The organism is Mycoavidus sp. SF9855 (assembly GCF_024582735.1).
In the GTDB taxonomy this organism is placed as follows: Bacteria; Pseudomonadota; Gammaproteobacteria; order Burkholderiales; family Burkholderiaceae; genus Mycoavidus.
The window spans coordinates 1,892,750-1,917,660 of sequence record NZ_CP102085.1 but is presented as its reverse complement, the minus strand read 5'-3'; the positions used below and the strand labels follow the sequence as shown (position 1 = coordinate 1,917,660).

At 48.9% G+C, this 24,911-nt stretch carries 21 protein-coding genes and 3 tRNA genes; 11 read left to right on the top strand and 13 right to left on the bottom strand.

Translation table 11 applies throughout. From position 1 onward, the window contains the following. Positions 1–169: 169 nt before the first annotated feature. Together NQD60_RS07685 and NQD60_RS07680 are read right to left on the bottom strand one after the other, a co-directional pair. Positions 170–1,567, bottom strand: a complete 1,398-nt coding sequence (locus tag NQD60_RS07685) for a KamA family radical SAM protein (protein ID WP_257100332.1) — start codon at positions 1,565–1,567, stop codon at positions 170–172. Between the two features lie 54 nt (positions 1,568–1,621). Continuing rightward, the gene (locus NQD60_RS07680) at positions 1,622–3,034 is read right to left on the bottom strand and encodes an amino acid permease (RefSeq protein ID WP_257100331.1); all 1,413 of its coding nucleotides are present in this window, start codon (positions 3,032–3,034) and stop codon (positions 1,622–1,624) included. Between the two features lie 240 nt (positions 3,035–3,274). Between NQD60_RS07680 and NQD60_RS07675 the strand changes: the two genes are divergently transcribed. Further along, complete coding sequence (locus NQD60_RS07675; RefSeq protein ID WP_257100330.1) at positions 3,275–4,555, top strand: class I SAM-dependent RNA methyltransferase; 1,281 nt, start codon at positions 3,275–3,277, stop codon at positions 4,553–4,555. Between the two features lie 379 nt (positions 4,556–4,934). Beyond that, positions 4,935–10,343 carry an NACHT domain-containing protein gene (locus NQD60_RS07670; RefSeq protein ID WP_257100329.1) on the top strand — a complete coding sequence of 1,803 codons (5,409 nt, stop codon included), beginning with the start codon at positions 4,935–4,937 and terminating at the stop codon, positions 10,341–10,343. A 132-nt stretch (positions 10,344–10,475) separates the two neighbouring features. On the opposite strand, the gene NQD60_RS07665 is transcribed toward NQD60_RS07670, so the two are convergent. Together NQD60_RS07665 and NQD60_RS07660 are read right to left on the bottom strand one after the other, a co-directional pair. Beyond that, a tRNA-Cys gene (locus tag NQD60_RS07665) sits at positions 10,476–10,549 on the bottom strand. A 69-nt stretch (positions 10,550–10,618) separates the two neighbouring features. Beyond that, a tRNA-Gly gene (locus tag NQD60_RS07660) sits at positions 10,619–10,694 on the bottom strand. Between the two features lie 184 nt (positions 10,695–10,878). Between NQD60_RS07660 and greB the strand changes: the two genes are divergently transcribed. After that, the gene (greB, locus tag NQD60_RS07655) at positions 10,879–11,448 is read left to right on the top strand and encodes a transcription elongation factor GreB (RefSeq protein ID WP_257100328.1); all 570 of its coding nucleotides are present in this window, start codon (positions 10,879–10,881) and stop codon (positions 11,446–11,448) included. A gap of 99 nt (positions 11,449–11,547) precedes the next feature. On the opposite strand, the gene NQD60_RS07650 is transcribed toward greB, so the two are convergent. From NQD60_RS07650 to NQD60_RS07635, 4 genes are all read right to left on the bottom strand, one after another. Further along, positions 11,548–13,917, bottom strand: a complete 2,370-nt coding sequence (locus NQD60_RS07650; protein ID WP_257100327.1) for a bifunctional (p)ppGpp synthetase/guanosine-3',5'-bis(diphosphate) 3'-pyrophosphohydrolase — start codon at positions 13,915–13,917, stop codon at positions 11,548–11,550. A gap of 54 nt (positions 13,918–13,971) precedes the next feature. Then, positions 13,972–14,178 carry a DNA-directed RNA polymerase subunit omega gene (rpoZ, locus tag NQD60_RS07645; protein WP_223692170.1) on the bottom strand — a complete coding sequence of 69 codons (207 nt, stop codon included), beginning with the start codon at positions 14,176–14,178 and terminating at the stop codon, positions 13,972–13,974. Positions 14,179–14,256: 78 nt separating this feature from the next. After that, positions 14,257–14,931: a guanylate kinase gene (gmk, locus tag NQD60_RS07640; RefSeq protein ID WP_257101297.1), complete on the bottom strand. Its 675-nt coding sequence runs from the start codon at positions 14,929–14,931 to the stop codon at positions 14,257–14,259. A 125-nt stretch (positions 14,932–15,056) separates the two neighbouring features. Next, a complete protein-coding gene (locus tag NQD60_RS07635; protein ID WP_257101296.1) occupies positions 15,057–15,995 on the bottom strand; it encodes a YicC/YloC family endoribonuclease in 939 nt (312 codons plus the stop codon). Between the two features lie 159 nt (positions 15,996–16,154). Here NQD60_RS07635 and rph point away from each other — a divergent pair, with 159 nt between their 5' ends. The 5 genes from rph to NQD60_RS07610 all read left to right on the top strand — a co-directional run bounded on the left by rph (position 16,155) and on the right by NQD60_RS07610 (position 19,362). Beyond that, positions 16,155–16,895: a ribonuclease PH gene (gene rph / locus NQD60_RS07630; protein ID WP_257100326.1), complete on the top strand. Its 741-nt coding sequence runs from the start codon at positions 16,155–16,157 to the stop codon at positions 16,893–16,895. Next, the gene (gene rdgB / locus NQD60_RS07625; RefSeq protein WP_257100325.1) at positions 16,885–17,511 is read left to right on the top strand and encodes an RdgB/HAM1 family non-canonical purine NTP pyrophosphatase; all 627 of its coding nucleotides are present in this window, start codon (positions 16,885–16,887) and stop codon (positions 17,509–17,511) included. The genes rph and rdgB overlap by 11 nt, the downstream gene beginning before the upstream one ends. Then, positions 17,508–18,749, top strand: a complete 1,242-nt coding sequence (hemW, locus tag NQD60_RS07620; RefSeq protein WP_257100324.1) for a radical SAM family heme chaperone HemW — start codon at positions 17,508–17,510, stop codon at positions 18,747–18,749. Before rdgB ends, hemW begins: the two co-directional genes overlap by 4 nt. Positions 18,750–18,777: 28 nt before the next feature. Beyond that, a tRNA-Ser gene (locus tag NQD60_RS07615) sits at positions 18,778–18,867 on the top strand. A 267-nt stretch (positions 18,868–19,134) separates the two neighbouring features. Continuing rightward, positions 19,135–19,362 (top strand): hypothetical protein, encoded by a 228-nt coding sequence (locus tag NQD60_RS07610; protein WP_257100323.1) that lies wholly within the window; start codon positions 19,135–19,137, stop codon positions 19,360–19,362. A gap of 238 nt (positions 19,363–19,600) precedes the next feature. Here NQD60_RS07610 and NQD60_RS07605 read toward each other — a convergent pair whose 3' ends face one another. Beyond that, the gene (locus NQD60_RS07605) at positions 19,601–19,876 is read right to left on the bottom strand and encodes an HU family DNA-binding protein (RefSeq protein WP_257100322.1); all 276 of its coding nucleotides are present in this window, start codon (positions 19,874–19,876) and stop codon (positions 19,601–19,603) included. A gap of 99 nt (positions 19,877–19,975) precedes the next feature. Then, positions 19,976–20,248 carry an HU family DNA-binding protein gene (locus NQD60_RS07600; RefSeq protein ID WP_257100321.1) on the bottom strand — a complete coding sequence of 91 codons (273 nt, stop codon included), beginning with the start codon at positions 20,246–20,248 and terminating at the stop codon, positions 19,976–19,978. Positions 20,249–20,668: 420 nt separating this feature from the next. Here NQD60_RS07600 and acpP point away from each other — a divergent pair, with 420 nt between their 5' ends. Next, a complete protein-coding gene (acpP, locus tag NQD60_RS07595; protein ID WP_257100320.1) occupies positions 20,669–20,950 on the top strand; it encodes an acyl carrier protein in 282 nt (93 codons plus the stop codon). Positions 20,951–21,197: 247 nt separating this feature from the next. Here the strand turns inward: acpP and NQD60_RS07590 are convergent, their stop codons facing one another. Continuing rightward, complete coding sequence (locus NQD60_RS07590; RefSeq protein WP_257100319.1) at positions 21,198–21,467, bottom strand: hypothetical protein; 270 nt, start codon at positions 21,465–21,467, stop codon at positions 21,198–21,200. Next, positions 21,464–21,775 carry an antitoxin gene (locus NQD60_RS07585; RefSeq protein WP_257100318.1) on the bottom strand — a complete coding sequence of 104 codons (312 nt, stop codon included), beginning with the start codon at positions 21,773–21,775 and terminating at the stop codon, positions 21,464–21,466. The genes NQD60_RS07590 and NQD60_RS07585 overlap by 4 nt, the downstream gene beginning before the upstream one ends. Positions 21,776–21,911: 136 nt before the next feature. Here NQD60_RS07585 and NQD60_RS07580 point away from each other — a divergent pair, with 136 nt between their 5' ends. Continuing rightward, entirely contained in the window at positions 21,912–22,211 is a 300-nt protein-coding gene (locus tag NQD60_RS07580) for a hypothetical protein (RefSeq protein ID WP_257100317.1), read from the top strand. A 228-nt stretch (positions 22,212–22,439) separates the two neighbouring features. On the opposite strand, the gene NQD60_RS07575 is transcribed toward NQD60_RS07580, so the two are convergent. Continuing rightward, the gene (locus NQD60_RS07575; RefSeq protein ID WP_257100316.1) at positions 22,440–22,709 is read right to left on the bottom strand and encodes a hypothetical protein; all 270 of its coding nucleotides are present in this window, start codon (positions 22,707–22,709) and stop codon (positions 22,440–22,442) included. 311 nt (positions 22,710–23,020) lie between these two features. Here NQD60_RS07575 and NQD60_RS07570 point away from each other — a divergent pair, with 311 nt between their 5' ends. Then, entirely contained in the window at positions 23,021–24,730 is a 1,710-nt protein-coding gene (locus NQD60_RS07570; RefSeq protein WP_257100315.1) for a pentapeptide repeat-containing protein, read from the top strand. Positions 24,731–24,911: the final 181 nt, after the last annotated feature.

Sequence of the window (24,911 nt, the reverse complement as noted above, 5' to 3'; positions counted from 1 at the left end):
AAGCTTCTGCCCTTGGTTTCCTGTATGAAAACACTTTAGCTCCCGGAATGAAACACTCTTCAGTTACGTCCGCTGCGCGACCCCCGAGAAGATGTCGAAGCAGCTTAAGCACTTTACGTTCCATTGATCCCCAAAGGCCTACCGACCGGGCCATTAATTTTAAATTGCTCTAAGACGCCTTGCGTAGTTCGCGAGGGGTAAATTTGATCACCGAATGCGTCGGGTGGCTTATGTTTGACCTAATATCTGTAGGAGCCTTTTCTTCTGTCTCAAAGAAAAAGCGTTTCTCGCCAAAAGCCGGCACTAAGCCATCTAACCAAGTGGCCTTTGGATCGAATTTTGCATAGAAAGGCCGACGTACCCAATCTGGGTTGCGGGCTTGCAGGAACTGTAGCGCAAACACCTTTTCGTCGCGAATATTCACGATACCATCTACCACCACTTTACCCGGAAACGCGCTCATTGAAGGGCCGCGCACGGTGCGAGCTAGGCCAGAGACGGTTTGATATGCTGCCTGAAAAATCTCATACGCTTTGGCCAGCGGCATTTGAAAATATTCATGGGGTCCGGTATCGCGCTCAACAAACATATAGTACGGAATGGCCCCTAGACGAACGCCGAGTGTCCATAATTCGGCCCATGCTTTAGCGTCGTCATTGATGTGGCGGATTAACGGGGACTGCATCCGCACCGTGGCGCCGGTTGCCAGAATACGCTTAAGCGCTTTTTGCGCCATCTCTTGGCGCAATTCAACCGGGTGATTGTAATGGCCCATGAGCGCCAGGTTTTTACCTGCCTTGACGACCTTCTCGAAAAGGCGCAATAAATCGTCGGCATCTTTATCAGTTACAAACCGCTGTGGCCAGTAAGCAACCGATTTAGTCCCAATGCGAATGTTTTGAATATGCTCGAGTTCTGGATCGAGTAGTGGCTCAATGTACCCAGTCAGCGAGCGAGTGTTCATAATGAGGGGGTCTCCCCCAGTAATCAGCACATCCGTGACTTCTTTATGTTGCTTGAGATAGGAAACTAATTCGTTTGACTCTCTCGCATCGAACTTGAGGCCTTCCATGCCCACAAATTGCGGCCAGCGAAAGCAGAATGTGCAATAAGCATGGCAGGTTTGTCCGGCGCTTGGAAAGAACAATACGGTCTCTTTATATTTATGCTGTAGGCCCTGAACAGGGGTTCCATCTAGCATAGGTACGTTGTGCGTCATTTGGCCGGCTGGGTGCGGATTCATTTGCAAGCGGATTTTTTTAACTTGCATTTCAATCGCCGCCTCATCTTTTTTGATGAGCACTAAATCCCTCAGATGAGCATACTCTGCGGGTGGCAACATGTCCTGATGAGGAAAGGTGAGACGATACATTGGATCGTCTGGCACGCGATCCCAATCAATCAACTCGCTCATGACATATTGATTCGTACGAAAGGGCAGGACACGCGAAACTACGAGTACTGCTTCGCGCAGTTCTGTTGGGATTTTTTCCCACTGCGGCGCTTGCTGGATGGATTGCCGGGTATAAGGTTTAAATTTCGGTGCAGCGAGAACCTCTTGAGTCACTTTATATACCCCTATTCAGTCTGATTTTCTTAAGAATTGCGCTTAAATCTCAGTTTAACGATTAGATGGGAGCTCAGGCTCCTTGCGATGGCGATTGATGACTAAGCCCGTCACTGCCACAATCACTGCTAACGCTGTCGTGATCAGCATTTCCGTGCGGTGGTGAGGCTGGATAAACATGGCGAATAAGATCCCAACGATAGCTACAATGACAATCCAAGTGAGCCATGGGAAGAGCCACATCTTAAGTTTTAGTTGCTCACCGTTGGCGAGTAAGCGCTTGCGTAAACGCAGCTGAGAGACGGCAATGACTAAATACACTAACAACCCGATCGCGCCTGAAGTTGCGAGTAAGAAGGTAAATACTTGCTTGGGCATTATATAGTTGGCAATGACCGTTAAAAAAGCGACTGCGGTAGAGGCAAGCACGGCGAGTACTGGCACGCCATTGCGCGTTGTGCGTTGAATTGCAGCCGGGGCATCGCCACGCTGGCTAAGCGAAAAAATCATCCTTGAGGCAGTGTATAGAGCAGAATTTAAGCAACTAATTAACGCAATCAGGACAATAATATCCACCAGCGCTTTCGCGTAAGGGATGTTAACTAACTCAAGCACACGTTGATATGCACCCATCTCTGGTAATAGGGGATCGTCCCATGGCACTAACGAAATCACTATGAAAAGTGAGGCTAGATAAAAGATACTGATACGCCAGATGGCGGAATTAGTCGCTCGGGTGATTTGCCGGACGGGATTTTTGGATTCAACCGCAGCAATCGTCGCGACTTCCGCGCCAAATAAGCTAAACATGGCAATCACCATGGCCCCGATCACTGCCTCCAAACCGTTTGGCGCAAAGCCGCCCACTGCATTAGAAAGCGCGCCTATGCCGCTGACGCTGCTATTTGGCAGAAAGCCCATAATTGCGGCCGCGCCAATGCAAATAAAGATAATAATTGCGGTAATTTTGGTGAGGGCAAACCAGAATTCAAGCTCGCCGTAGTACGCGACTTTCAATAAATTGCTTGAAGTTAGCGCCGCAGTAATCGTTAGAGCAAAGACCCAAGTGGCAATATCTGGGAACCATGAATGCAAAATAATCGCTGCTGCAGTCGCTTCTAGCGGGATGACTAAAACCTTGCGCCACCAATAAAGCCAGCCGATTGTAAAACCTGCCCAACGGCCAATGGCATGATCGGCATAAGTTGAAAAAGAGCCCGTATCCGGTAAAGCGACTGCCATTTCGCCTAACATCCGCATGACCAATAAAACGATGATTCCTGAAATCAGATACGCCATGATCACAGCCGGCCCAGCCGCGGCAATCGCATGTCCAGAACCAACGAATAAGCCGGCGCCGATCACGCCGCCAATCGAAAGCATTGCAACGTGGCGTTCCTTGAGCCCAGTATCGAGAACACCGCGAGCTGCTGGTGCAGCAACTCGACTGCCCAATGGTTTGGTCATGCCTTTCTTCAATTTCTACTCCAATATTTTGAACATCTCGTTAGAACATTAGCTATTTTTCTAACGTTAAATTAACCAGAGCTTTCCAAAACAATACCTTCAGTTCTGGAAAATACAATGCTATAAATTAGCTATATTCACCTGAAAAAGCGTAAAAAACCAGTAGATTCCCCTCTATTCTAGTTAAGAACCTATTAAAATGAGGACTTCGCGCAAAAAGCGCCAAGTCTAACAAAAATTATGCCTTCATTCGAGTTCTTTTCACCCTGCCCGCGCGGCCTTGAGGCAGTATTTGTTGACGAATTGCATGAGATTGCTTTACGTGCCCCTCTTGAGGTAGGCGCTTCTGTGCCGGGTGGCGTATATTTCATCGGCGGGCCCGCCGCTGCCATGGCCGTGAATTTGCACTCGCGTATTGCAAGCCGTGTCTTATTAAAAGTAGCGCAGCAATCTTATCACAATGAGAATGATCTCTTTGCGTTTGCGTCTGAGCAGGCTTGGGAGGATTGGTTCTCGGCACAACAAACATTGCGCGTGGATATTACCGCGATTAAGACGGCGCCTGTGCGCAATGTAGGTTTCGCGGCTTTGCGTGTCAAGGATGCGATCTGCGATCGTCTGCGCGCAGTAACCGGCGCACGACCTAATATTGATACCGCCACACCAGATGTGCGGGTGTTCGTTTTTCTGAGTGCCACAGAGTGCACGCTGTACTTAGATACCACTGGCGAAGCGCTGTTTAAACGCGGTTGGCGGCTTGATAAGGGCGCGGCGCCGCTGCGCGAAAATCTAGCCGCGGGTATTTTGCGCTTAAGCGGTTGGACGCCTGCGGTACCGCTCTATGATCCAATGTGTGGCAGCGGTACCTTTATTATAGAGGCGGCCCAGATGGCGCTTGGTTTGGCGGCTGGAGGCGAGCGCCATTTTGCGTTTGAAAAACTCCAATCCTACGATATGAGCGCATGGCCTATGTTAAAGGCGGCAGCGCTTGAGGCGCAACAGATAGCGCGTAGTCAGCACAGTGAGCTGAATATATTTGGTAGCGATATTTCGGGTGATATGCTGGTTAAAGCTCAGGCTAATCTAGAGCGGGCTGGACTTCGTCAGCTGTGGTTAAAGCAGGTTGATGCGTGTGCCATGGTAGCGCCTACGGAAACGCCAGGCATCATTGTCGCTAATCCACCTTATGGCGAGCGGGTCGAGGTGCGTGGCCAGGCGCCGCGAGCGCGTAGCCAAGACCGTGAGATGCAGACTGGACGCCGCGACCAGAACGAATTTTTTCGCGACGCGCAGCCAGACGAGGCTAGCGCTGAATTTTTTCGTGCTTTTGGTGATGCTCTTAAACAACGTTTTACGGGTTGGCAAGCCTTTGTTTTAACTTCTGACCGCGGTTTGCCCGGCCAAATGCGTTTACGGGCAGCAAAACGAACCCCGCTTTTCAATGGCCCAATTGAGTGCCGGCTATTCCGCTTTGACCTGGTGACGGGTTCAATGCGCGAGCGGCGCTCCGATGAAGAGTGATTGTATTATTTTATGCGACCCTGCTTTATATCAGTCTGCGGTCGCAGACCCCAAGCCGGTATTTTTATTTGCTCCTGATAAATCCAGACTATAGGATTGACGAATGATGCTTAGCCCGATTAGTATCCATAGCGTAGCTGGGGTCATCAGTAAATTGTGAGTTAAGCGGCTCATTTCGTGCCATCAATAGAAGCTAGAGGGACTATACACATTTCAAACTTGTATAGCATTTGTCATTCATTTTGAATAGGATGTGGGCTCGTGATAGGTGGCTCAAGCAAGTGGCGATGAGGCGGCAAGGTTAGGGCAAGGAGTCGCCTCATCAGCTTGAAATGGAAGATGTTGCTTGGTGAACCGGGAAGGGCTCATATGTACCACAATGCAAAAAATCTCCGGGGTTGCGAATTTCAGGCGCAATGCTTTAGGCTATAGCCAGCTTCATTACCTCAAAGAAGGCAAAAAATACTTAGATCGGGCTTACCAGCAGCAAAGTCAAAATCTGATTGAAGCCCGGCGCTTATTCAGCAAAGCGCAAACCCTCTTGAATCAAATCCCCCCGGCTGAAAAAAATCCAGAAATTAACAGAAATATAGCGCAAGCTCATCTTGAGCACGGTAATCGACTGCGAGATATGGGCTTTATCAAAGAGGCGCGTGCCAGTTACGAAGCTGCCCGAGCGTTTGATCAACCTGCCGCAGATGAAAAACTGCAAGCATTGAGCGTGATTGAGACGCCAGGTTTTCCTCAAAAACTCGTATTTCAAAACCTAATTGCCTCTTCCGTCAATTTAGACGCCCGCGTACTGCTATCGTCTGCGGCGCTCAGTGCAACCTGCTTTAAGCATAATTTACCGCCTGTGGTGGTGGATACTGATCATTCAACGGCTGCGCGTGACATTAAAAATACTCGCCACCTAGCCCGCTGTCTGCAATCTACTCAATCACCTCCAACTCAAGAATTAAACGAATTAGCACGTAATATCTTGGAGGCCTTCGCCCAAAGAGATTTCAAAGATTTAGATCTCTGGCGAGAAGTTGTGCCATTAGCGGCCACCGCAGATCCAGAGAAATGCCGTTATTTGATTGGCAAAGCTCATGATGCACTCGTGACACAAGAAAAACTCTTGGATCTATCTGCTCTCCAGAGTTTGGCTATGATGATTCACAATTTGCCGGAAGCGCTCTTTAAGAATAGTGCAGGAGATTTAGTCAAACTGTTGCAAACCTTGACGAGGCGTTTATCTAGCGAGCATATAGAGGGTAATGTGCAGCAATTTCAGTTGCTGCTGCACACCACCTCACAGATCTTAGACGCGATGGCCAAAGCGAGCGTTACCGGGATTAACCGTATCCAGGTTCAGGAACCGCTAGATAAGGTCTTAGCAAAATTAAGCCAAACGCCCGAGTTGCGCTTTCAAGCGTACTACGCGCGTCAAGCTTTAGCGCATATTCCGAATGATGAAAGCCGTTGGCAAGAAACATGGCGCCGGAGTTCAAGCGTCATTTTAGGCGCGACGAATTTAGCTCATGTGGTGCAGACTTTTGACCCGAAAAAATTGCTGAATGCTTTTGATCATTTTAGCGAGGCATTTTCTGGCGCGAGCGAGACCGTCAAGCGTTTAACCGAGTTAGCCGATGAAATGAACGATTTTGGTGCCACTGTGCTGGCAACCGGCACGGCAATTCGTGATCGTTTAACAAAAAGTAAGCAGCAACGTTGGTATGCGGCGCTGCAATTCTTAGATACCTGCTTAGAAGAGGGCCAACTGGTGCCATTCGAGCAATTTGCTCGGCATAGTCTATATAGCCGCAACGAAGCCTTCTTATTAGGGTTGTGCCAACGCTTAGAGCAAATAGCTCGCATCCAAACAGAGGACACCACGCAAGCCGCCGCCCTTCAGTTTTTAGGTGATGTGGTGCAAAACAAGAACCGCCAGTGGGGGCAGTATGCCCGTGTGCAGCAAGCTGTCCACCACACCTTAGGCCGCTTGGCAAAGACCCAAACTTTATCTGAACGCATGCAAGCGCAAGTCAGAGCACTGCTAGAGCAGTTGCCCCCTATGCTTCAGCAAGCTAAAACAGCGCATGATATAGATCACTACGTTGTGCCAGTATGGGATCCGGCTTGGCAGCAAGTGGGGACTCAGTTACTGCAGCGGGCGCGGGGAGATGATCGTCTTTTAACCCAGTCGCAAAGCGTTATGTTGCAAAGCAGCAAGGCCCCGCTAGCGTGTTTAGGTCTAGAGAAAGATATCTTGGCATTAGAGGCGCACTATGCAAAAGAGCTTGAGGAAGTGGATGAGGTAAAAGATGCCCTCGCGATGTATGTCGCGCCACAGGGCAAGCTGACCATTGATGCGTCTGAGCACTTCGATTTAGAACGCAAAGTGAGCGCATTTCTGGCATCAGAGAAAAAGGTATTTTTGTTGTTGGGCGAGGCCGGCTCTGGCAAATCAACCTTTAACCGGCACCTTGCCCGTCGTTTATGGGATGACTATCACAAAGCTCAGTCATCGCAGGAGCGTCCTATCCCCTTATTTATTCCACTTTCTACCTTGGATGATTCAAGTAAGAATTTGATCGAGCAATATCTGGCAGGACAGGGTTTGTCAAAGGCTCAGATAGAGGCGTTACGTCAGGCACGTCGCTTTATCTTTATTCTAGATGGCTATGATGAGCTGGCTCAGCGCTCACGTGCTTTTTATGCAGATAACCGGTTGGATAGGTGGCAAGCGCATGTGATCATGAGTAGCCGGCCAGAATATTTAGGGAGCGGCTATCAAAGTAAATTCCAGCCACAAGGCAAACCTCGTTTATTCGAGGAGTGTCGGCTGGCGCCATTTTCGGATGCATCGATAGAACACTATATTCATCAGTATGTGAAATATGTAAAGCCAAAATGGGGCGCTCAAGAATATCAACAGGCTTTTAAAGGTGCGCCGGAATTAAAAGATCTGGTGCGCAATCCCTTTATGCTCAATATGGCCTTAGAGGTATTGTCTACACTGGATGTGCACAAGAGCCGGGAGTCACGACTGACGCGAGTCGCGCTCTATGACATCTTTGTGGACAACTGGTCTGCGCGCTCGCAAGAACGCTTAGGGCGGATTCAATTAAGACCCGCGGAACAGGAGGCATTTGAGCGTTTAGATGAAGAGGGGTTTGTGGCCCACGAAATAGAGTTTAGTCAACGCTTTGCGGTAGCGTTGCATCTAGCTCGAGCGGTCACCGTCACTTATTCAGCGGCAAGTGATGCCAAGCATGGGGATTGGCGCGAAGAATTTTTAGGCAACGCTGAAAAGACGCGTTTGCTGCGCTTTAATGCTCCGTTAATCCGCCAAGATAATCAGTATCGCTTTATCCATAAATCGTTACAGGATTATTTTGTGGCGCGGGCGCTATGGGAAGAAATGAGAACCTCTGCTGGGAGCGGGCAAGAATTATCTAAGGAACTTAGTGCCGCGAACAATCTACGTCTGTTATGGAACGAGTTGGAAGATTTTTTTGCGTTGCAGCCAGCGGCGTTGCTCAACCAACTTAACGTAGTGGAAGATCCAGCGGTACTGAGTTTTTTAGTCGAGCAAGTAAGACAGGAGCCTACTTTAATCAAGTCCCTTTTAGCTTGGGTCAAGGCGTCAAAGACCCGAGATGGCATTGACCGAGCCGCGGCTAATGCCTTGACTATTTTAGTCAAGGCAGGCCGGCAATTGAATGGCTTAGATTTGAGCCAAATCAAAGTGCCGGGAGCGGATTTAAGTTATGGGGTCTTTGACCAAACTCAATTTAAAGGGGCGGATTTAAGGGAAGTCAAATTCCGCGGCGCATGGTTGCGTGGGGCAAACTTAGAGACGGCACAGTTGAGAGGCATTAACTTTGGTGAGTTGCCTAGTTTAGAGTTGAATAGCAAGGTGTCTGATTGTTGTTATTCCCCTGATGGGCACTGGTTGGCTGTGAGTACCAGCGAGGGCGGGATAAAACTGTATCGAACTGAAGCGTTAGAGCTGGTGCATACGCTTGCAGGGGCGGGTGATGCGGTGAGGGTGAATAGTGTGAGTTTTTCGCCAAACAGCGAATTCCTGGCGTCAGGAGGAGAGGATACAAAGGTGACGCTATGGCAAGTAGAAAGCGGAGATGCAGTGCATGTGTTTGAAGGCCATAGCGATGCGGTGAATAGTGTGAGTTTTTCCCCAAATGGTGAATTCCTGGTGTCGGGGAGTCGGGATAAAACGGCGAAATTGTGGCGCGCAGAAAGCGGCGAAGAATTGCATACGTTTGCCGGGCATAGTGACCGGGTGAGGAGCGTGAGTTTTTCGCCAAACGGTGAGATTTTCGCGTCGGGGAGCAAGGATGGGACGGTGAAACTATGGCGCACCGCAGGCGGAGAAGCGTTACGTACACTTGAATGCCATGGCAGCGCAGTCAATAGTGTGAATTTTTCGCCTAATGGCGAATTGCTGGCGGCCGGCAATTATAGGGTAGCGAAGCTGTGGGAAGTAGCAAGTGGCAAAGAATTACATGCGCTTGAAGGGCATAATGGTTGGGTGAGTAGTGTGAATTTTTCGCCCAATGGCAAGTTTCTGGCCTCGGGCAGTTCAGATAATATGGTCAAGCTATGGAGCGTAGAAAGCGGTGAGGAATTGTCTACGCTTGAAGGGCATAGCGGTAGGGTAAAAGGGTTGAGCTTCTCGCCAGACAGCAAGTTTTTGGTGTCGGGGAGTGGGGATGGAACGGTGAAGTTATGGCGAGTCGAAGACGGGGAAGAGCGGTCTATGCTGGGCGGGCATAGTCACGGGGTGAGGAGTGTGAAATTTTCCCCCAACGGTAAGTATCTGGCGTCGGGCAGTGCGGATAACACGGTAAAACTATGGAGCGTAAAAAGCGGCGAAGAATTACGTACGCTTACAGGTCATACACTCAGTGTGCTGAAAGTCAATTTCTCACTAGATGGCAAATTTTTGGCCTCAGGGAGTTGGGATAATACGGTGAAGCTGTGGAATGTAGACAGCGCAGAAGAATTGCATACGTTTGCAGGACATAGTGAAAGGATCAGTAGCGTGAGTTTTTCGCCAGATGGCAAACTCCTGGCCTCAGGGAGTTGGGATAACACAGTGAAGCTATGGAGCGTAGACCGCAAAGCAGAGCTATATACCCTTAAGGCCCATGATAGTTGGGTGAGTAGTGTGCATTTTTCACCAGACGGTAAGCTCCTAGCGTCGGCGAGTAAAGATGGGACCGTGAAGCTATGGAGCATAGAAAACGGAGAAATGTTGCGTGTGCTTGAAGGGCATTGGCCTGGGGTCAGTAGCGTGACTTTTTCGTCAGATGGCAAGCTGCTGGCGTCAGGCGGGGCTGATAAGGTAGTGAAGCTATGGCAAGTAGACAGCGGAAAAATAGTGCACACGCTTGCCGGACATACTCATTGGGTGATGAGCGTGAATTTCTCACCAGATAACACCTTTTTGGTGTCGAGTGGCAAGGATGAGGCGGTCAGGCTGTGGTCAGTAGAGACAGGAGAATGCAAGGCGACACTGCCCTGTTTTTTTGACTGGGTTGATTCAATCGTTTGGCCTGAGTCCGCGGAAAATAGTATCAAATTGGCGGGTGGCAAAGGGCGGGCCGCGCATATTTGGCAAATAGAACCGAAAGCGAATGATTGGCGGGTCGGGTTATATTGGGCGTCATCTCAAAACCAACTCACCTTAACCCATGCCTCGATTCAAGATGCACAAGGCTTAAGTCCAATGAACCTTCGCTTATTCGCACAAAGGCAAATAAGTAGTAAGCCCTGAATAAATAGTTTTGCGTACAATTGGATCCAAGAACCCAAACCAACAGCAAAGGTAGGATGGAATAACGCGGATAAAGGAAAGACGTAAAAGCGAGCCTGCCAGCTTTTGCGTGTGTTCTTGGCATTGGAGAACTGGAGGCGGGAGTCGGAATCGAACCGGCGTTGACGGCTTTGCAGGCCGCTGCATGACCACTCTGCCATCCCGCCAGGGATCAAGCTTGACTGGGCGATAATGTTCTACGTTGCCAGTCGCCCCTCTATATGCAACCGATAGATTGGAGCGGGAAACGAGACTCGAACTCGCGACCTCCACCTTGGCAAGGTGGCGCTCTACCAACTGAGCTATTCCCGCATAAATTACATTGCGTGTTTTGCGTCTTACTCAATGCAAAGACGAGATTATGAATAAGTGCTTATTTGGTGTCAAGCGATTGCTACAATATACTTGCACTTAGATGTAAAAGAAGGGTGGATCGCTAGGGTAAAATTGGGTAGCAAGGCCAATTAGGGGCTGGATTTAGAGGAAAAGGTTTTACGTGAATAAAGCTTGGATTAAAGAATCGGAACCTGCTGAGCCAAATGAAATAGAGCTTGAGCAGGTGCAAATACCCGCTGGGGCGAAGAATTACATGACGCCAGCAGGCTATCGTAAATTAAAAGCAGAGTTATTGAGTTTGCTTGATCATGAGCGGCCTGAGGTGGTTCGCACCGTATCCTGGGCGGCTGCCAATGGAGACCGCTCGGAGAATGCAGATTATATTTACGGCAAGCGGCGCTTACGTGCAATCGACAAACAAATTCGATTTTTGACAAAGCGACTGGATAATGCGGAGGTCGTAGACAGCAGTTACCAGGAAAATCTAGATCAGGTGTTTTTTGGCGCAACGGTTACCTATGCGACAGATGAGGGCGTTGAACATTCCGTCACCATTGTCGGGGTGGATGAAATTAATCTAGAGCAAGGTCATGTGAGTTGGGTCTCACCGATTGCGCGGGCTTTGCTTAAAGCAAAAATAGGTGACACGGTGGCGCTGCATACGCCAACCGGCATGATGCAAATCGAGGTGCTTAAGATTCAATACCCTGACCGAGCCGATGAGGGTTAAGTGGGACTTCTATATGCGTGCGCCAAGCACGGTTCTTTGGGATAGTCTTACCATTATTGGGTAGTCATACCATTAATCCTCTGACAAGCCCGACAAGCATTAATAATCTGGCCGCTCGCGCTCAATCTGCATACCGCCATTGCGACGGCTAGCTTGGTTTTCGCCAGATTTTTCGCGGGCGATACGCATAATATCTGGATTGATGCGCGTGCGGCGCATCACATTCGCTAGATGCACTCGATTAGCCACCTGAATCACCAGGCGTAGCACAGCGGATTCTTGGGCGAAATCTTCGTCCATCGCAATATGCGCAATATTGGCGTCGGCGGCTGTAATGTCCGCTGCAATGCGCGCAAAAACGCCTTTTGTTTTACGCACTAGGATCTTGATCACGACATCGAACAAACGCCCTGGTTGGGGTGCCCAGGCGATATCAATCCAACGCTCTGGATCGCGCTTGTGAATGCGGTGGGCTACGCGGCATTCTGTGGTGTGAACCGCCATCCCCAGGCCGAGTCCAATGTAGCCCATGATGGCGTCCCCTGGAATCGGGCGACAGCAGGACGATAATTGGACAGACATGCCCTCAGCGCCGCTAATCATAATGGGGGTTGGACTATGGGTGCTGTTGGCCGGGGCGGCGCCTGACCCTAGAGGCTTAGTCTGTGTATCTTTATGAGCTTCATCTTCATGTCCTCCCAGCAAGACCTCAATCCGTTTTGCCATGACGGCGGCAATGCAACGACCTAGTCCAACGTCAGCGAAGATTTCTTGGCTGCTGTGATTCGTCCATTGCTCTAGTTTGCTCCAAACCTGCGGCGTCATGCTTTCTAATGAGAGGCCATAGCCTTTGAGGGCTTGTTCTATAAGCCGTTTACCCAATTGTATGGATTCATTGAAGCGCATCGTTTTGAGGTAATGCCGAATGGCCGAGCGCGCTTTGCCAGTGCGCACGAAGCTAAGCCACGCTGGATTCGGCTTGGAAGAGGGGGCGGTGATAACCTCGACAATATCGCCGCTTTGCAACTCAGTGCGCACCGGCAGCATTTCATTGTTGATTTTTACTGCGGCGCATTGATTGCCCAGTTCGCTGTGGATGGCGTAAGCGAAATCAAGTGCCGTGGCGCCACGTGGCAGCGTGATGATGCTTGATGCCGGCGTAAACACATAGACTGCATCTGGAAAGAGGTCGATCTTAACGTGTTCCAGGAACTCACTCGCATCGCCCGCTTCCAATTGAATATCCAGCAACGATTTGAGCCATTGATGAGCGCGTTGTTGGACATCGTTCAAATCTGCGCTGCCATTTTTATAGAGCCAATGCGCAGCGACGCCGGCCTCGGCGATATCGTGCATCTTTTCGGTGCGGATCTGAAATTCAACGGGGGTGCCAAACGGGCCCACCAGTGTGGTATGCAATGACTGATAGCCGTTGATTTTGGGAATCGCGATGTAATCTTTAAATTTACCGGGTACGGGTTTGTAAAGGGAGTGCAAGACGCCCATACATAAATAACATTCAATAGGTTTTTCGACCACGATGCGAAAACCATATACGTCAAGAACTTGCGAAAACGACAATTGTTTGTCGCGCATCTTACGGTAGATGCTATAGATGGTTTTTTCGCGGCCCGTGACTTCGCAGTCAATCTGCTCATTTGCAAACGCGTACTGGACTGCCTCCAGGATTTTGCCAACCACTTCACGGCGATTACCGCGTGCTGCTTTTATGGCTTTTTCAATCGTTGCATAGCGATGCGGATGAAAATTCGCAAAACTAGTTTCCTGCAATTCCCGATAGGTATTATTTAAGCCTAGTCGGTGTGCAATCGGTGCATAAATATCGTTCGTTTCACGCGCGACGCGGCGGCGTTTCTCCGCCGGCACAGCGCTAAGTGTGCGCATATTGTGCAAACGATCGGCTAATTTGACGAGGATCACACGCACATCGCGTGCCATGGCCAGCATCATTTTGCGGAAATTTTCCGCTTGTGCATCTTCGCGACTGCGAAACTCCATGCGGTCGAGTTTGGATAAACCATCGACCAATTCAGCGACCTTCGGCCCAAAATGCTCCGCCAACTCGGCTTTGGTGACCCCTTGGTCTTCCATCACATCATGGAGTAAGGCTGCCATGATGGATTGCGCATCGAGTCGCCAGCTGGCGCAAATTTCGGCAACCGCAATCGGATGCGTGATGTAGGGTTCGCCACTTTGCCGATACTGGCCAAGATGAGCTTGATCGCTGAAATGGAAAGCAACTTTGATTTGCTCGATTTCTGACTGTTCGAGGTAATCGGATAAAGCTGTGGTTAATTGTGCGATTGAAACGACTTCATGCTTACGCGGCTGTTCAGGCGTGGCAGTGGGGCCAAATAAATGCTTAAACGACTGCTCAAGCACTTCATCGATATATTTGCGCGCTACCGGCGTATCTAATTTGGAGGCAGAAGATGGACTTTCGTTCATATTTGCCTCCATAGATTAATCGTACTCGCTTGAGATGAGCGCGGCTGGATGTGCTTACAGCGGCACTTTTTTTAACATCTCATTAATCTCTACAACACCGTCGGCAATCTCACGCAAAGCGGCAACAGGCGGCTTATTGCGGTTACCCACTTTAGTGGCGTGTCCTAAGATGAGCTGGCGCGCCCGGTAAGTAGCCGCCAGTGTAAGATCAAAACGATTGGTACCGGGTTGCAGGCAGTCTTCGATAGTAATGCGGGCCATGATGAGTTCTTCCTTTATAAGAATAAGTACATTTTACCTCAGTAGGGTTTAAAGAGGTTTTTAAAGGTATTTTGTTGTTTAATTGGTGTTAGGCGCATGAATGCCTAACTCAGTAAACAACTGAGCATGACGCGCACACTGAGAGGCAAAGCGTAGCCGTGTCGTGGTGACAATCGATTGCAATTGGGCGAGTGCATGTGCAAACACATCGTTGATGATGACGTAATCAGCTTCGGCGGCATGGGCTATTTCATTGCCGGCGGCGAGTAACCTTCTCACAATCACATTGGGCGCATCCTGCCCGCGTTTTTTTAGCCGTTCTTCGAGGGCCTCAAGCGAAGGCGGTAAAACGAAAATGCTCACCGCATGACTAAACTGTCGGCGTATTTGCCGCGCGCCTTGCCAATCAATTTCAAGCAGCACATCGTGGCCAGCTTCGACCTGTTTTTCAATCCACAGGCGTGAAGTCCCATAATAATGTCCATGCACCTCGGCGCTCTCGATAAATTCACCGCTGGCGCGGCGCACGAAAAAATCTTCCTGAGTCACAAAATGATAAGCCTGTCCATCTACCTCACCAGGCCGAGGCGCGCGTGTCGTATAAGAGACCGATAAACTAATGCCTGCATCTTGCTCAAGTAAGGCATTGACCAGCGTTGATTTGCCAGCGCCTGAAGGCGCTATGACCATAAACAAATGGCCAGGATACTGATTGTCCGCTGAGTGGCTGCGTGGAGTGGCAGAGGGAGGCATGGAAGGTGAGGTGGCCTGGCTCATGATAAAACGGGCTCCAGTTTAAAAATTCTCTCTCGCATGATTGGAGACCGCGAGAGAAGGGTTATAGCTTGCAAATAGGTGCTGAATAATAAGCCAGAAGCTTACTCCAAATTTTGTATCTGTTCGCGCATTTGCTCGATTAAAAGCTTAAGCGACATGGCCGTATCGGCCAGTTCCTTAGCGGCAGCTTTTGAGCCAAGTGTGTTGGCTTCTCGGTTGAGCTCTTGCATCATAAAATCAAGCCGCTTGCCCACTCGGCCACCTTGCTGGGTCATGCGTCTGGTCTCGTTTAAATGAGCCGATAGGCGCGACAATTCCTCATTGATATCAATGCGAATGCCGTAAATGGTCATTTCCTGCCGTATGCGCTCGGCGGTTTCCTCTGGCGAGACAAGCGCTGGCGCATTGTCTGCGGTGGCAAGTCCAAGCGCTTCTTGTAGACGCTCGACAATCTTCTGTTGGTGTTTGGCCATTAATTCTGGCACCCAAGGCATAATTTGACTGACAAGGCTCTCCATCTCAGCCACTTTGGCAAGCAGCATGGCTGCAAGTTGCGCGCCTTCGCGCGCGCGCATGCCGATTAATTCATCGAGGGCTTGCTGAGCGCATTTGATCACGGTTTCGCTCAAACTATCTGCCATTTGAGCGCTGCCGTTACGTCTACTCAGTACGCCAGGCCAATGCAAAATCTCGTTAATTGTCAGCCGTCCAGCTGCTGGAAAGCGGCGCAATATCTGAGGCTCAAGTAAAGCGAGTTGTTCTAGCGCATCATGGTTAAGCGTATTGATTGTAGGAAGTATTTCACCGCGCTGCAGATTGATGCGAATCTCGACTTTGCCGCGGCCTAATTTTTGTGTCAACATTTCGCGCAAGATGGGTTCACTGGCGCGAACGTCATCGGGAATGCGAAAATTGAGATCCAAAAAACGCGAGTTAACGGTGCGCAACTCAACCGATACACTCGTTGGTGGATCACCACTATCCGCTACAATAGGTACTTCGTGTGTGACGCTGGCATAGCCGGTCATGCTATAAATCATCATTGTGCTCGCTAGATGTTGCAACGCCCTCTAAATAACGGCGAGAAAATTCATTTTAACTAGGTCAAGGGTAGAGTACCGTATTCTAAAGGATATACGCTTCCTTTATTCTTGGTAGCAACGCGCTTAGGCTGCGCAGCAGTATATAATTAGCGCTCTATGAATGGATTATCACTACGGCCGGATGGCCGCTCCCCTGGTCAAATGCGTGAAGTGCGCATGACCCGCGATTACACAAAACATGCCGAAGGTTCGGTATTGGTTGAATTTGGTCATACCAAAGTGATTTGTACGGCGAGCGTCGCTGAGCGAGTGCCAGAATTTTTGCGCGGCCAAGATCAAGGTTGGCTCACCGCGGAATATGGCATGTTGCCGCGCGCGACCCATACGCGTAGCGAGCGCGAGGCAGCACGCGGTAAGCAGACCGGCCGCACCCAAGAAATCCAGCGTTTAATTGGACGTGCGTTACGTGCAGCATTTGACCTTAAAAAGCTTGGTGCGCGTACGCTGCATATCGATTGCGATGTGATTCAGGCTGATGGGGGCACACGCACGGCGAGTATTACCGGTGCTTTTGTAGCCGCGCACGATGCGGTAACCCAGCTACTGACAACCCGGCGGATTGCGCTGTCGCCCATCACGGATTGGGTGGCGGCGGTGTCAGTTGGGATTGTCAATGGCGTTCCTGTGCTCGATCTGAACTACGATGAAGATGCGCAATGTGGCACCGATATGAACGTCGTGATGAACGGCCAAGGTCATTTCGTCGAAGTCCAAGGCACCGCTGAGGGAGTTGCTTTCTCGCGAGTAGAAATGAATCAGTTGCTTGATCTGGCGCAAACCGGTATCGCAAGTCTAATCACCAAACAAAGAGAAGCGTTGGGACTCGATGTTGCGTAAAGCTGCCCAGGTGGTGTTAGCGTCAAACAATGCTAATAAGCTGCGTGAATTTACCGCTCTGTTGGCGCAAGCGGGACTTAAATTAGTGCCGCAAAATGAGCTTGGTGTGACACCAGCGGCAGAACCCTACCTAACCTTTGTTGAAAATGCGCTGGCTAAAGCACGCCATGCCGCGCGTGCAAGCGGCATGGCTGCGCTGGCGGATGATTCCGGTTTATGTGTGCACGCGCTGCAGGGTGCGCCTGGCGTGCATTCAGCTCGATTTGCGCAACGCGCGGGTGGCGCTAAAACAGATGCGGCCAATAACGCACTGTTACTCAGCGAGCTTGAGTCGTATCGCGACCGGCGTGCGCATTACACTTGTGTCTTAGTCTATGTCGCACACGAGCATGACCCCGAGCCAATCATCGTTGAAGCACGCTGGTACGGTGAAATTGCAACCGCCGCGCGTGGCACACATGGTTTTGGATATGATCCACTTTTTTATCTGCCAGAGCTCGGACAAACCGCAGCTGAATTAGACCCAACGATTAAAAACACCATCAGTCATCGTGCCCTCGCGAGTGCGCGCTTATTGCTGCGGCTCAATAACGAAGGCGTTGAGATCGCGCTATGAGCTTAGATATAAGCTTAGTCAAGCCAGTTGTTATAAGCTTGCCAACCGCGCAACGTAGCGTAGTCGCTCCGCTGTTCGCGCCGGGGCGGATTCAACTGGCTGCATTGCCACCGCTCTCGCTCTATGTGCATTTTCCATGGTGCGTTAAAAAATGTCCCTACTGCGATTTTAATTCGCATGAATGGAAGGGGACAGGTGAGTTTCCAGAGGATGCTTATCTGGATGCGCTCTGCGCTGACCTCGAGCATGCGTTGCCACTGATCTGGGGGCGGCCGGTTCATTCGATATTTATTGGCGGCGGCACGCCCAGCCTCTTATCGGCAGCAGGCCTTGACCGTTTATTAGCGGATATACGGGCGCGCTTGCCGCTGGTGGCAGATGCGGAAATTACATTAGAAGCGAATCCTGGTACCTTTGAGGCTGAGAAATTTAGCCAATTTCGCACCAGTGGCGTTAACCGTTTATCAATTGGGATCCAAAGTTTCAATGGTGCACACCTGACTGCGCTTGGTCGCATTCATGATGCGCAGCAAGCACGGCGGGCCACCGAAATTGCGCAACACGTGTTTGGTAACTTTAACCTTGATTTAATGTTTGCGTTGCCAGGCCAGACCCTAGAGGAATGCCGCGCAGATCTAGCAACCGCGCTCTCCTATAACCCGCCCCATCTCTCGCTTTATCAGCTCACGCTTGAACCTAATACCCGCTTTGCAAAATATCCGCCGATCTTACCTAATGACGATCTCTGCGCGGATATGCAGGAGTGGCTTCAGCTGAAGATGCAGGAGGCGGGCTACCTTCAGTACGAAGTCTCCGCTTATGCGCAGCCAGGCCAATCCTGTCGGCACAATCTGAATTATTGGCGTTTTGGTGATTATCTCGGCATTGGCGCCGGCGCGCATAGCAAATTATCTTTTCCAGAGCGAATCATCCGGCAAGTAAGGTATAAGCATCCAGCGACCTATCTCACGCAATGCAAGCAGGCACTTCCCGTACAGGAAGAACATGAGGTGCGTACTGATGAACTGCCATTTGAATTTATGTTGAACGCATTGCGCTTGCCGGAAGGGTTTCCAGTCTATCGTTTTATTGAGCGTACTGGCTTGCCGCTCACCACCATCGAGGCGCCATTGCGTGAGGCCGAAGCACGTGGGCTACTGCTGCGTGACCATGAAACGATTGCGCCAACGCCACTTGGCCGGCGCTTTTTAAATGATTTACAGAGTTTGTTTTTGTGAGCCCATGCGTTACAATAGCGTCCTCTTTGGAGGCGTGGCCGAGTGGTTGAAGGCAGCTGACTTGAAATCAGCCGTACGGGCGACCGTACCGTGGGTTCGAATCCTACCGCCTCCGCCAGTTGCCCAAAACTGGCCCCAATATCCTCCCCTTCAAATAAACCGAAAAGCCTTGTAGAATAAAGGATTAATGGGGTATTTATGTATCTTCTCAATAACCCGGGGCAACCATCGCACAACGCTGCGCCGTTTGGCCGGCTTGCTTCGTCAAGATCGTCGGAGCAGCTTGCTCGCGCGACGTAAGGAATTTCACTTGTAAACGGTGATGTTAACGTTCATCACGCCGACTGAGCTAGGTCGTCAATAGTGGACGCCATAAATAAATTTTATGCTCATTACGGTGTCAGTTGAAGAAGGTAAAGCTTCGATGGCGCAATATTTGAAAGGCCGTAGCCACGAAATGGATCGTCCGGCGCGAATGAAAGTGGTTGAGTCGTATTTTGCTGACCCGAGCAAGCTTCAAGAGTTTGCTTCAACCTATCAGCCGCATCAATGGGCGTCAGCAGTGCGTATGTTGTATGACACTGTACAGATTGCTGCGCCGCAGCAGCGCTAGCGTGCGCAGTCTCCGGTCAGTTCAAGGCCTTCCAGGTTAGGTCAAGCCATTGCGGATTTTGCGCAAGATTCTGAAAAAGGGATCGAGCAGATTATGGATAGGATGGGGCTGTGATATTAAAAGAATACGGCGGACAAATAAAAAAGGGCGGGAATTCCGCCCCTCTCGTGCCTTGAGTTAACTAAAAATGTGAGATTAAAGGTTTAATTAATTCCTTAGTTAACAAAAGCGCATTTAACTATTTGGAATTGACCGCATCCCTAAGCAATTTCCCAGGAACAAACGCCACGGTATTAGATGCAACTATTTTGATAGCTTGGCCGGTTTGGGGGTTTTTGCCTGTACGTGCGCCCCGGTGACGTTTAGAAAAGGTACCAAAACCAACGAGCGTCACGGTGTCTCGGTCCAAAGCATTTGTAATAGAATTTAGTATGGCATCTAAGACCATGCTAGCACGCTCCTTGGTAAGGTTAGCCTTTTCTGAAATACAGGCAGCCAGTTCCGGTTTTCTCATAAAAATCTCTCCTTGGGTTGTTGTGCCTTGAGTTAATTAAAAATGTGAGATTAAAAGTTTAATTAATTCCTTAGTTAACAAAAGCGCATTTAATATGGCCTAATTGACCGCATCCTTAAGCCCCTTACCAGCCTTAAACCCTGGTACTTTAGCCGCCGAAATTTTGATAGCCTTACCGGTTTGGGGATTGCGACCTGTACGTTCGGCCCGCTCTTTGACAGAAAAGGTACCAAAACCAACGAGCACCACGTCATCTCCCTGCTTCAAAGCCCCTGTAATAGAATCTATCACGGTGTCCAATGCCTTGCTAGCCGTAGCCTTAGAAATGTCAGCACTTACTGCAATACTGTCAATCAGTTCCGATTTATTCATAGAAATCTCCTTTGGGTTGAAATGAATACTAGCAAATGCGCTGATTGAATTTAGAGAGCCTGCGCTATCTAAATGTTTACGACTTAAACGACTAACGAGGTAAATTAGAATTTTTACCATAGCCACAATTTTTATCAGTGCCTGGAGGATCTGTCAAGTTTTTGTATTAAACCTAAAAAGGTTAAGTAGCTGGAACGCAACGTTGCGTTCCAGCTACTTAACCTTTTACAAGTTTCTATAACGATGTTGCATTTCGCGGTGAGTAAGAGTTATAGTGACAGCGAAGGTATTATTTGTCCCTGGATTTGGTAGAACTTCCACGGTTTTTTTGCTATTGGCTGAAGAAAGAATTCATTGAATAAACCTGATAATCGGACGCATTAAGAGTAATAGATTTTATTAACTACCTTGGAGGGAACGATGAATAGCGTTGAAAAAATGGTGAAGTTGCTCGTGGCTGAAGGGTTTGATATTTCTGTAGAAGAAATAAAAAATGAAGCTTCGTTCATTGATGATCTTGGTATTGACCCGGAAGATTTTTATGAGTTGATAGGGGACTTCGAAGATACGTTCGGAATTGAAATTCCTGATGAAGATGTCGAAAAACTCAAGACAGTGCAGCAGGCAGTGGATTATATTCAGGAAGCTGAAAAGAACAGCGAAATTGAAGATGACACTGAAGATGAGGATAGCGCTGAGTAATAGTGTTAGAATCTCCGCATAAATCAAAAGCGATGTTATACCTCTTTGCTATGGGGCTATGCGGAGGTTCTTTAGGTTCCCATTTAAAGTTTTATGAAAACTTTTACTGAGGGGGCCAGTTAGCTAATAGCAAGGGAGCCTCAATTCGCTCGAAGTGGCGAATATTGTTTGTGACTAACAGTGCGTCAGCCGACAAAAAATGCGCGGCAATCATCATATCCATTTCCCCAATAGGTTGCCCTGTTTGTTACGAGTTGATGCCGAATATCGGCGTAGTAATCAGCGGCTTCCGCATCCCAAGGCAAAACTCGAACATTTTTAGAAACTGCCGAGCGCCTATATGAAGCCTATGACCCGTGGGTAAACGTTTTACCCCATACATCAACTCAGCACGGGTTATGACCGATACGCAAACCATTGAAGGATTGATGGTCGCTAATTTGGCTTCGACTTCTGGTGGGCATCCTTTAATAATATAACTGGCGGTGTCCGTATCCAGCATGTGAAGCATACTCATGTTGCTGCATCTTCAAATAAATTGCGCTCTTGTGGCATAACATTCATTGGACGCTCTTCCATAAAGTCGGTGGGTACATCAATGGAATGCATTAAGTCTCGAAAGTCCTTCCATGTTTTAGCCCCTGGGCGGTTGGATAATGTTACGTCACCGGTGACTTCGTCACGAGTGATATAGACTTCATTGCCTTCAAAGCGGAATTCGGCAGGGAGCCGAACGGCCTGACTGGCCCCATTTTGGAAAAGCTTGGCGCTTCGTACGTTGAGCATATTAGGCTCCTTGAATTCAATCTCTAATAGTATATTCATTGGTATATACTACGATGAGTGATTTGCAAAACTGTACTAGAAGAACGAGTTGCCTCACATTAAAAGTAACCCAAGAGTGGTAAAAAAGTAATACGTTGACTCACATCATTGGTAACCGAAGAAAGGATGGTTATCGATGATGAAAAAGCATGAGAAGCAAGCGTATTTGGAAGCGATACGAAAGCGCTACCGCAAAGCCAAGCGATGTGACAAAAGCAAGATATTGGACGAATTTTGTGCGGTTTGCGGCTACCATCGCAAATATGCTCTGCGGCGCTTAAACGAACCGAAAAAACAAGCTACCAGAAAAAAGCCAGGCAAGCCATCGCGCTACGATTGCGCCGAGGTGATGGTGCCGTTATGTGCCGCTTGCTACCGATCAAATGGCCTCCAAACGCCTAAAAGTTGCCATACCGCTCTGGCTACCACACTATGAGGCTATGCGTGGTGAGATGGCTAATGAGGCACGTCACAAGCTTCTGGCTATGTCATCTGCTACGATCGATCGCTTGCACCGGTAAGAGCTCAAACAGGCAAACGAGGTTTATCAGGTACAAAACCAGGAACCTTGTTTAAAAATAAAATCCCTTTGCAAGGCTGTCATTGGGATATATCAAAGCCGGGTTTTATCGAGGCCGATATGGTGGCACATTGCGGCCCAAGCTTAGCAGGGGATTTTGTCTGGAGCCTTGATAATGCGCATGTTGAGCAAAAAAATTGGTCTTGTGTCCGTCAGCTTTTTGGCTATGAGCGCTTTGCCAATCCCGAGCTCGTTACCATGATGAATGACCTGTATACTAATGAATTCAGCTTGCTCAATAATTTCTTTTGCCCAACCATGAAGCTCTTTGAGAAAAAGCGAGTCGGTGCAAAAATTATCAAAAAACATGCCAAACCAGAAACCCCTGTTCTGTCTCACTGCTACGGTTCGCATCCCAGGCTGCTACACAGCTGTCCAAATGGTTTGCCTTTAAAGCACGAGACCCAGAAACGCTCGAAGAAGACATCAATTACGTGCTGAATCATTTTGGCTCCATTTATAGATTTAATTGTGCGTAATGACTTACCTCACCTGGGCTGGCCAAAATTCTGTTTCCATCTTTATGCTCGCTCCATCGATATTTAGATGCGGCCAACTATGGTTAACTAGCTTCAAGCGGCAAGCCCTTACGATTTAGCTACAATCCGGGTCTATCTAAATTTTGCCTGATGGCGCCCCTATAATTGAATATAAGAGAATAATCTATGTTAACGCCTATTTCGAGCGCTGCAACTCAATCTTATTCCGTAGTGCAAAAAGCTACAGCGCCTTCTTTACTCTCACTCCCCGTTGAAATTCGAGAAGAAGTAGAAAGTCATTTGCAACCAGTGGACCAGCAGAATCTTTTTAAAGCACTGACTACGGTGACTCGCAATGGCGAACCCTTAGATTCGCCCGCCCTAAAGCTACACCTCATCAAAGATAGGATTAAAGTTAAATATCAGGAAGCTTTGATCAACTCAGACGAGAGCATGAAAACTCTTGCGTGGAATGAGTTTGTAAGGTTATGGAACTTGGATCAACTCGATCAGATTGTAGAGAAATCTGCGCTTTTTGAGCTGCTACGATTTGTCAATGATCCAGAGATATTTAAATATTTATACGAAGAAATTCAGAATAACTCTGGATTAGAACAAAAGTTATTGAGTTGGGTGGAGCGTTCTAAGACAGAAGAAGTACACGCCGTGGCAGCCAATGCGCTAACGCTATTAGTGAAAGCTGGCGTGCAATTGAATAACAGAGATTTTAGTGGAATACGCGTGCCTGGCGCAGATTTAAGTTATGGCGTATTTGATGATACCCAATTTCAAGGTGCGGATTTAAGAAATGTAAAGTGGTACCGTGCCCGGCTAGCAGGAGTCAATTTGGAGAGGGCCGATCTCAAGGGATTAAGGTTGGGCGAAAGGCCCGCATTACAGATGGAAAATGAAGTAAAGGCCTGTAGTTACTCACTGGATGGGCGCTGGTTGGCTGTGACAGAAAGCAAATATATCTATCTCTATGAAACAGAGAATTTACAGAAAGTCCATACGTATACTAGCCATGAGGATCCGGTGCATAGTATCACGTTCTCAAGAGATGGTCAGTGGCTAGCTGTTGGTGATGGTCAGAGGGTGAATCTGTGGCATGTCTTGGGCGATCGATCTCTCGCACACACGTATATTGGATATGGAGATGTCGCATTTTCAGCCGATGACCAATATTTGGCGTTTGGAAGTAAAAGTAATTATAGTAGTGTGGAACAGTGGCATGTCTCGGGTAATCGATCTCTTGCGCACACATATACTGTTGGCGCCAGGGAGATCGGACCGGGTAGAGTCGTGTTCTCAAGCGATGGCCGATGGTTAGCTGCTGATGATACTCGGATGGTGTTCCTCTGGTATGTCTTAGGCGATCGATCTCCCGCGCAGATGTACTCTGGATCTCCAGATTGGGCGGGTAGTGCCGCGTTTTCAGTCGATGGCCAATATTTGGCGTTTGGAAGTAATGATAGTGTGGAATTGTGGCATGTCTCGGGTGATCCATCTCTTGCGCACACATATACTGGCCATGATATGGGAGTGAATAGTGTCGCTTTCTCAAACGATGGTCAGTGGTTAGCGTCTGTAGATTGGGGGCATACGGTGAGGCTGTGGCATGTCTCGGGCAATCGATCTCTTGCATGCACGTATACTGAGCATAAGTCTTGGGTGAATAGCATCGCGTTTTCAAGTGACAGCCAGTGGTTAGCATCTGCAAGTGATGATAAGACGGTGAGGCTGCGGCATATTTCCGACGATCCATCCCCTGCACACGGGTATATTGAGGAAGAGGTGGAGCAAGGTATGCTAACTGCGGAAGGTGCATTGATCGAAAATGCCTACAATTTGAGCCCTCAAAATGCAGAGCTACTCCGGCAACGAGGCGCAAGGTAGCTCAGGTCCGTGGGTGTCTGATTTTAATACTGCCGGTCCTTTTTCATTGCCATTTTTTGGACAGCCTAGCACTGACCTTGCCCCATAAGAAAAATGTTCATGTGGGCTCTTTAGAAAAATGCTGGGTGCCAGAATTGCGAGATAAGATAGGGTGCAGTATTATCAGCTGAACAAGAATAAA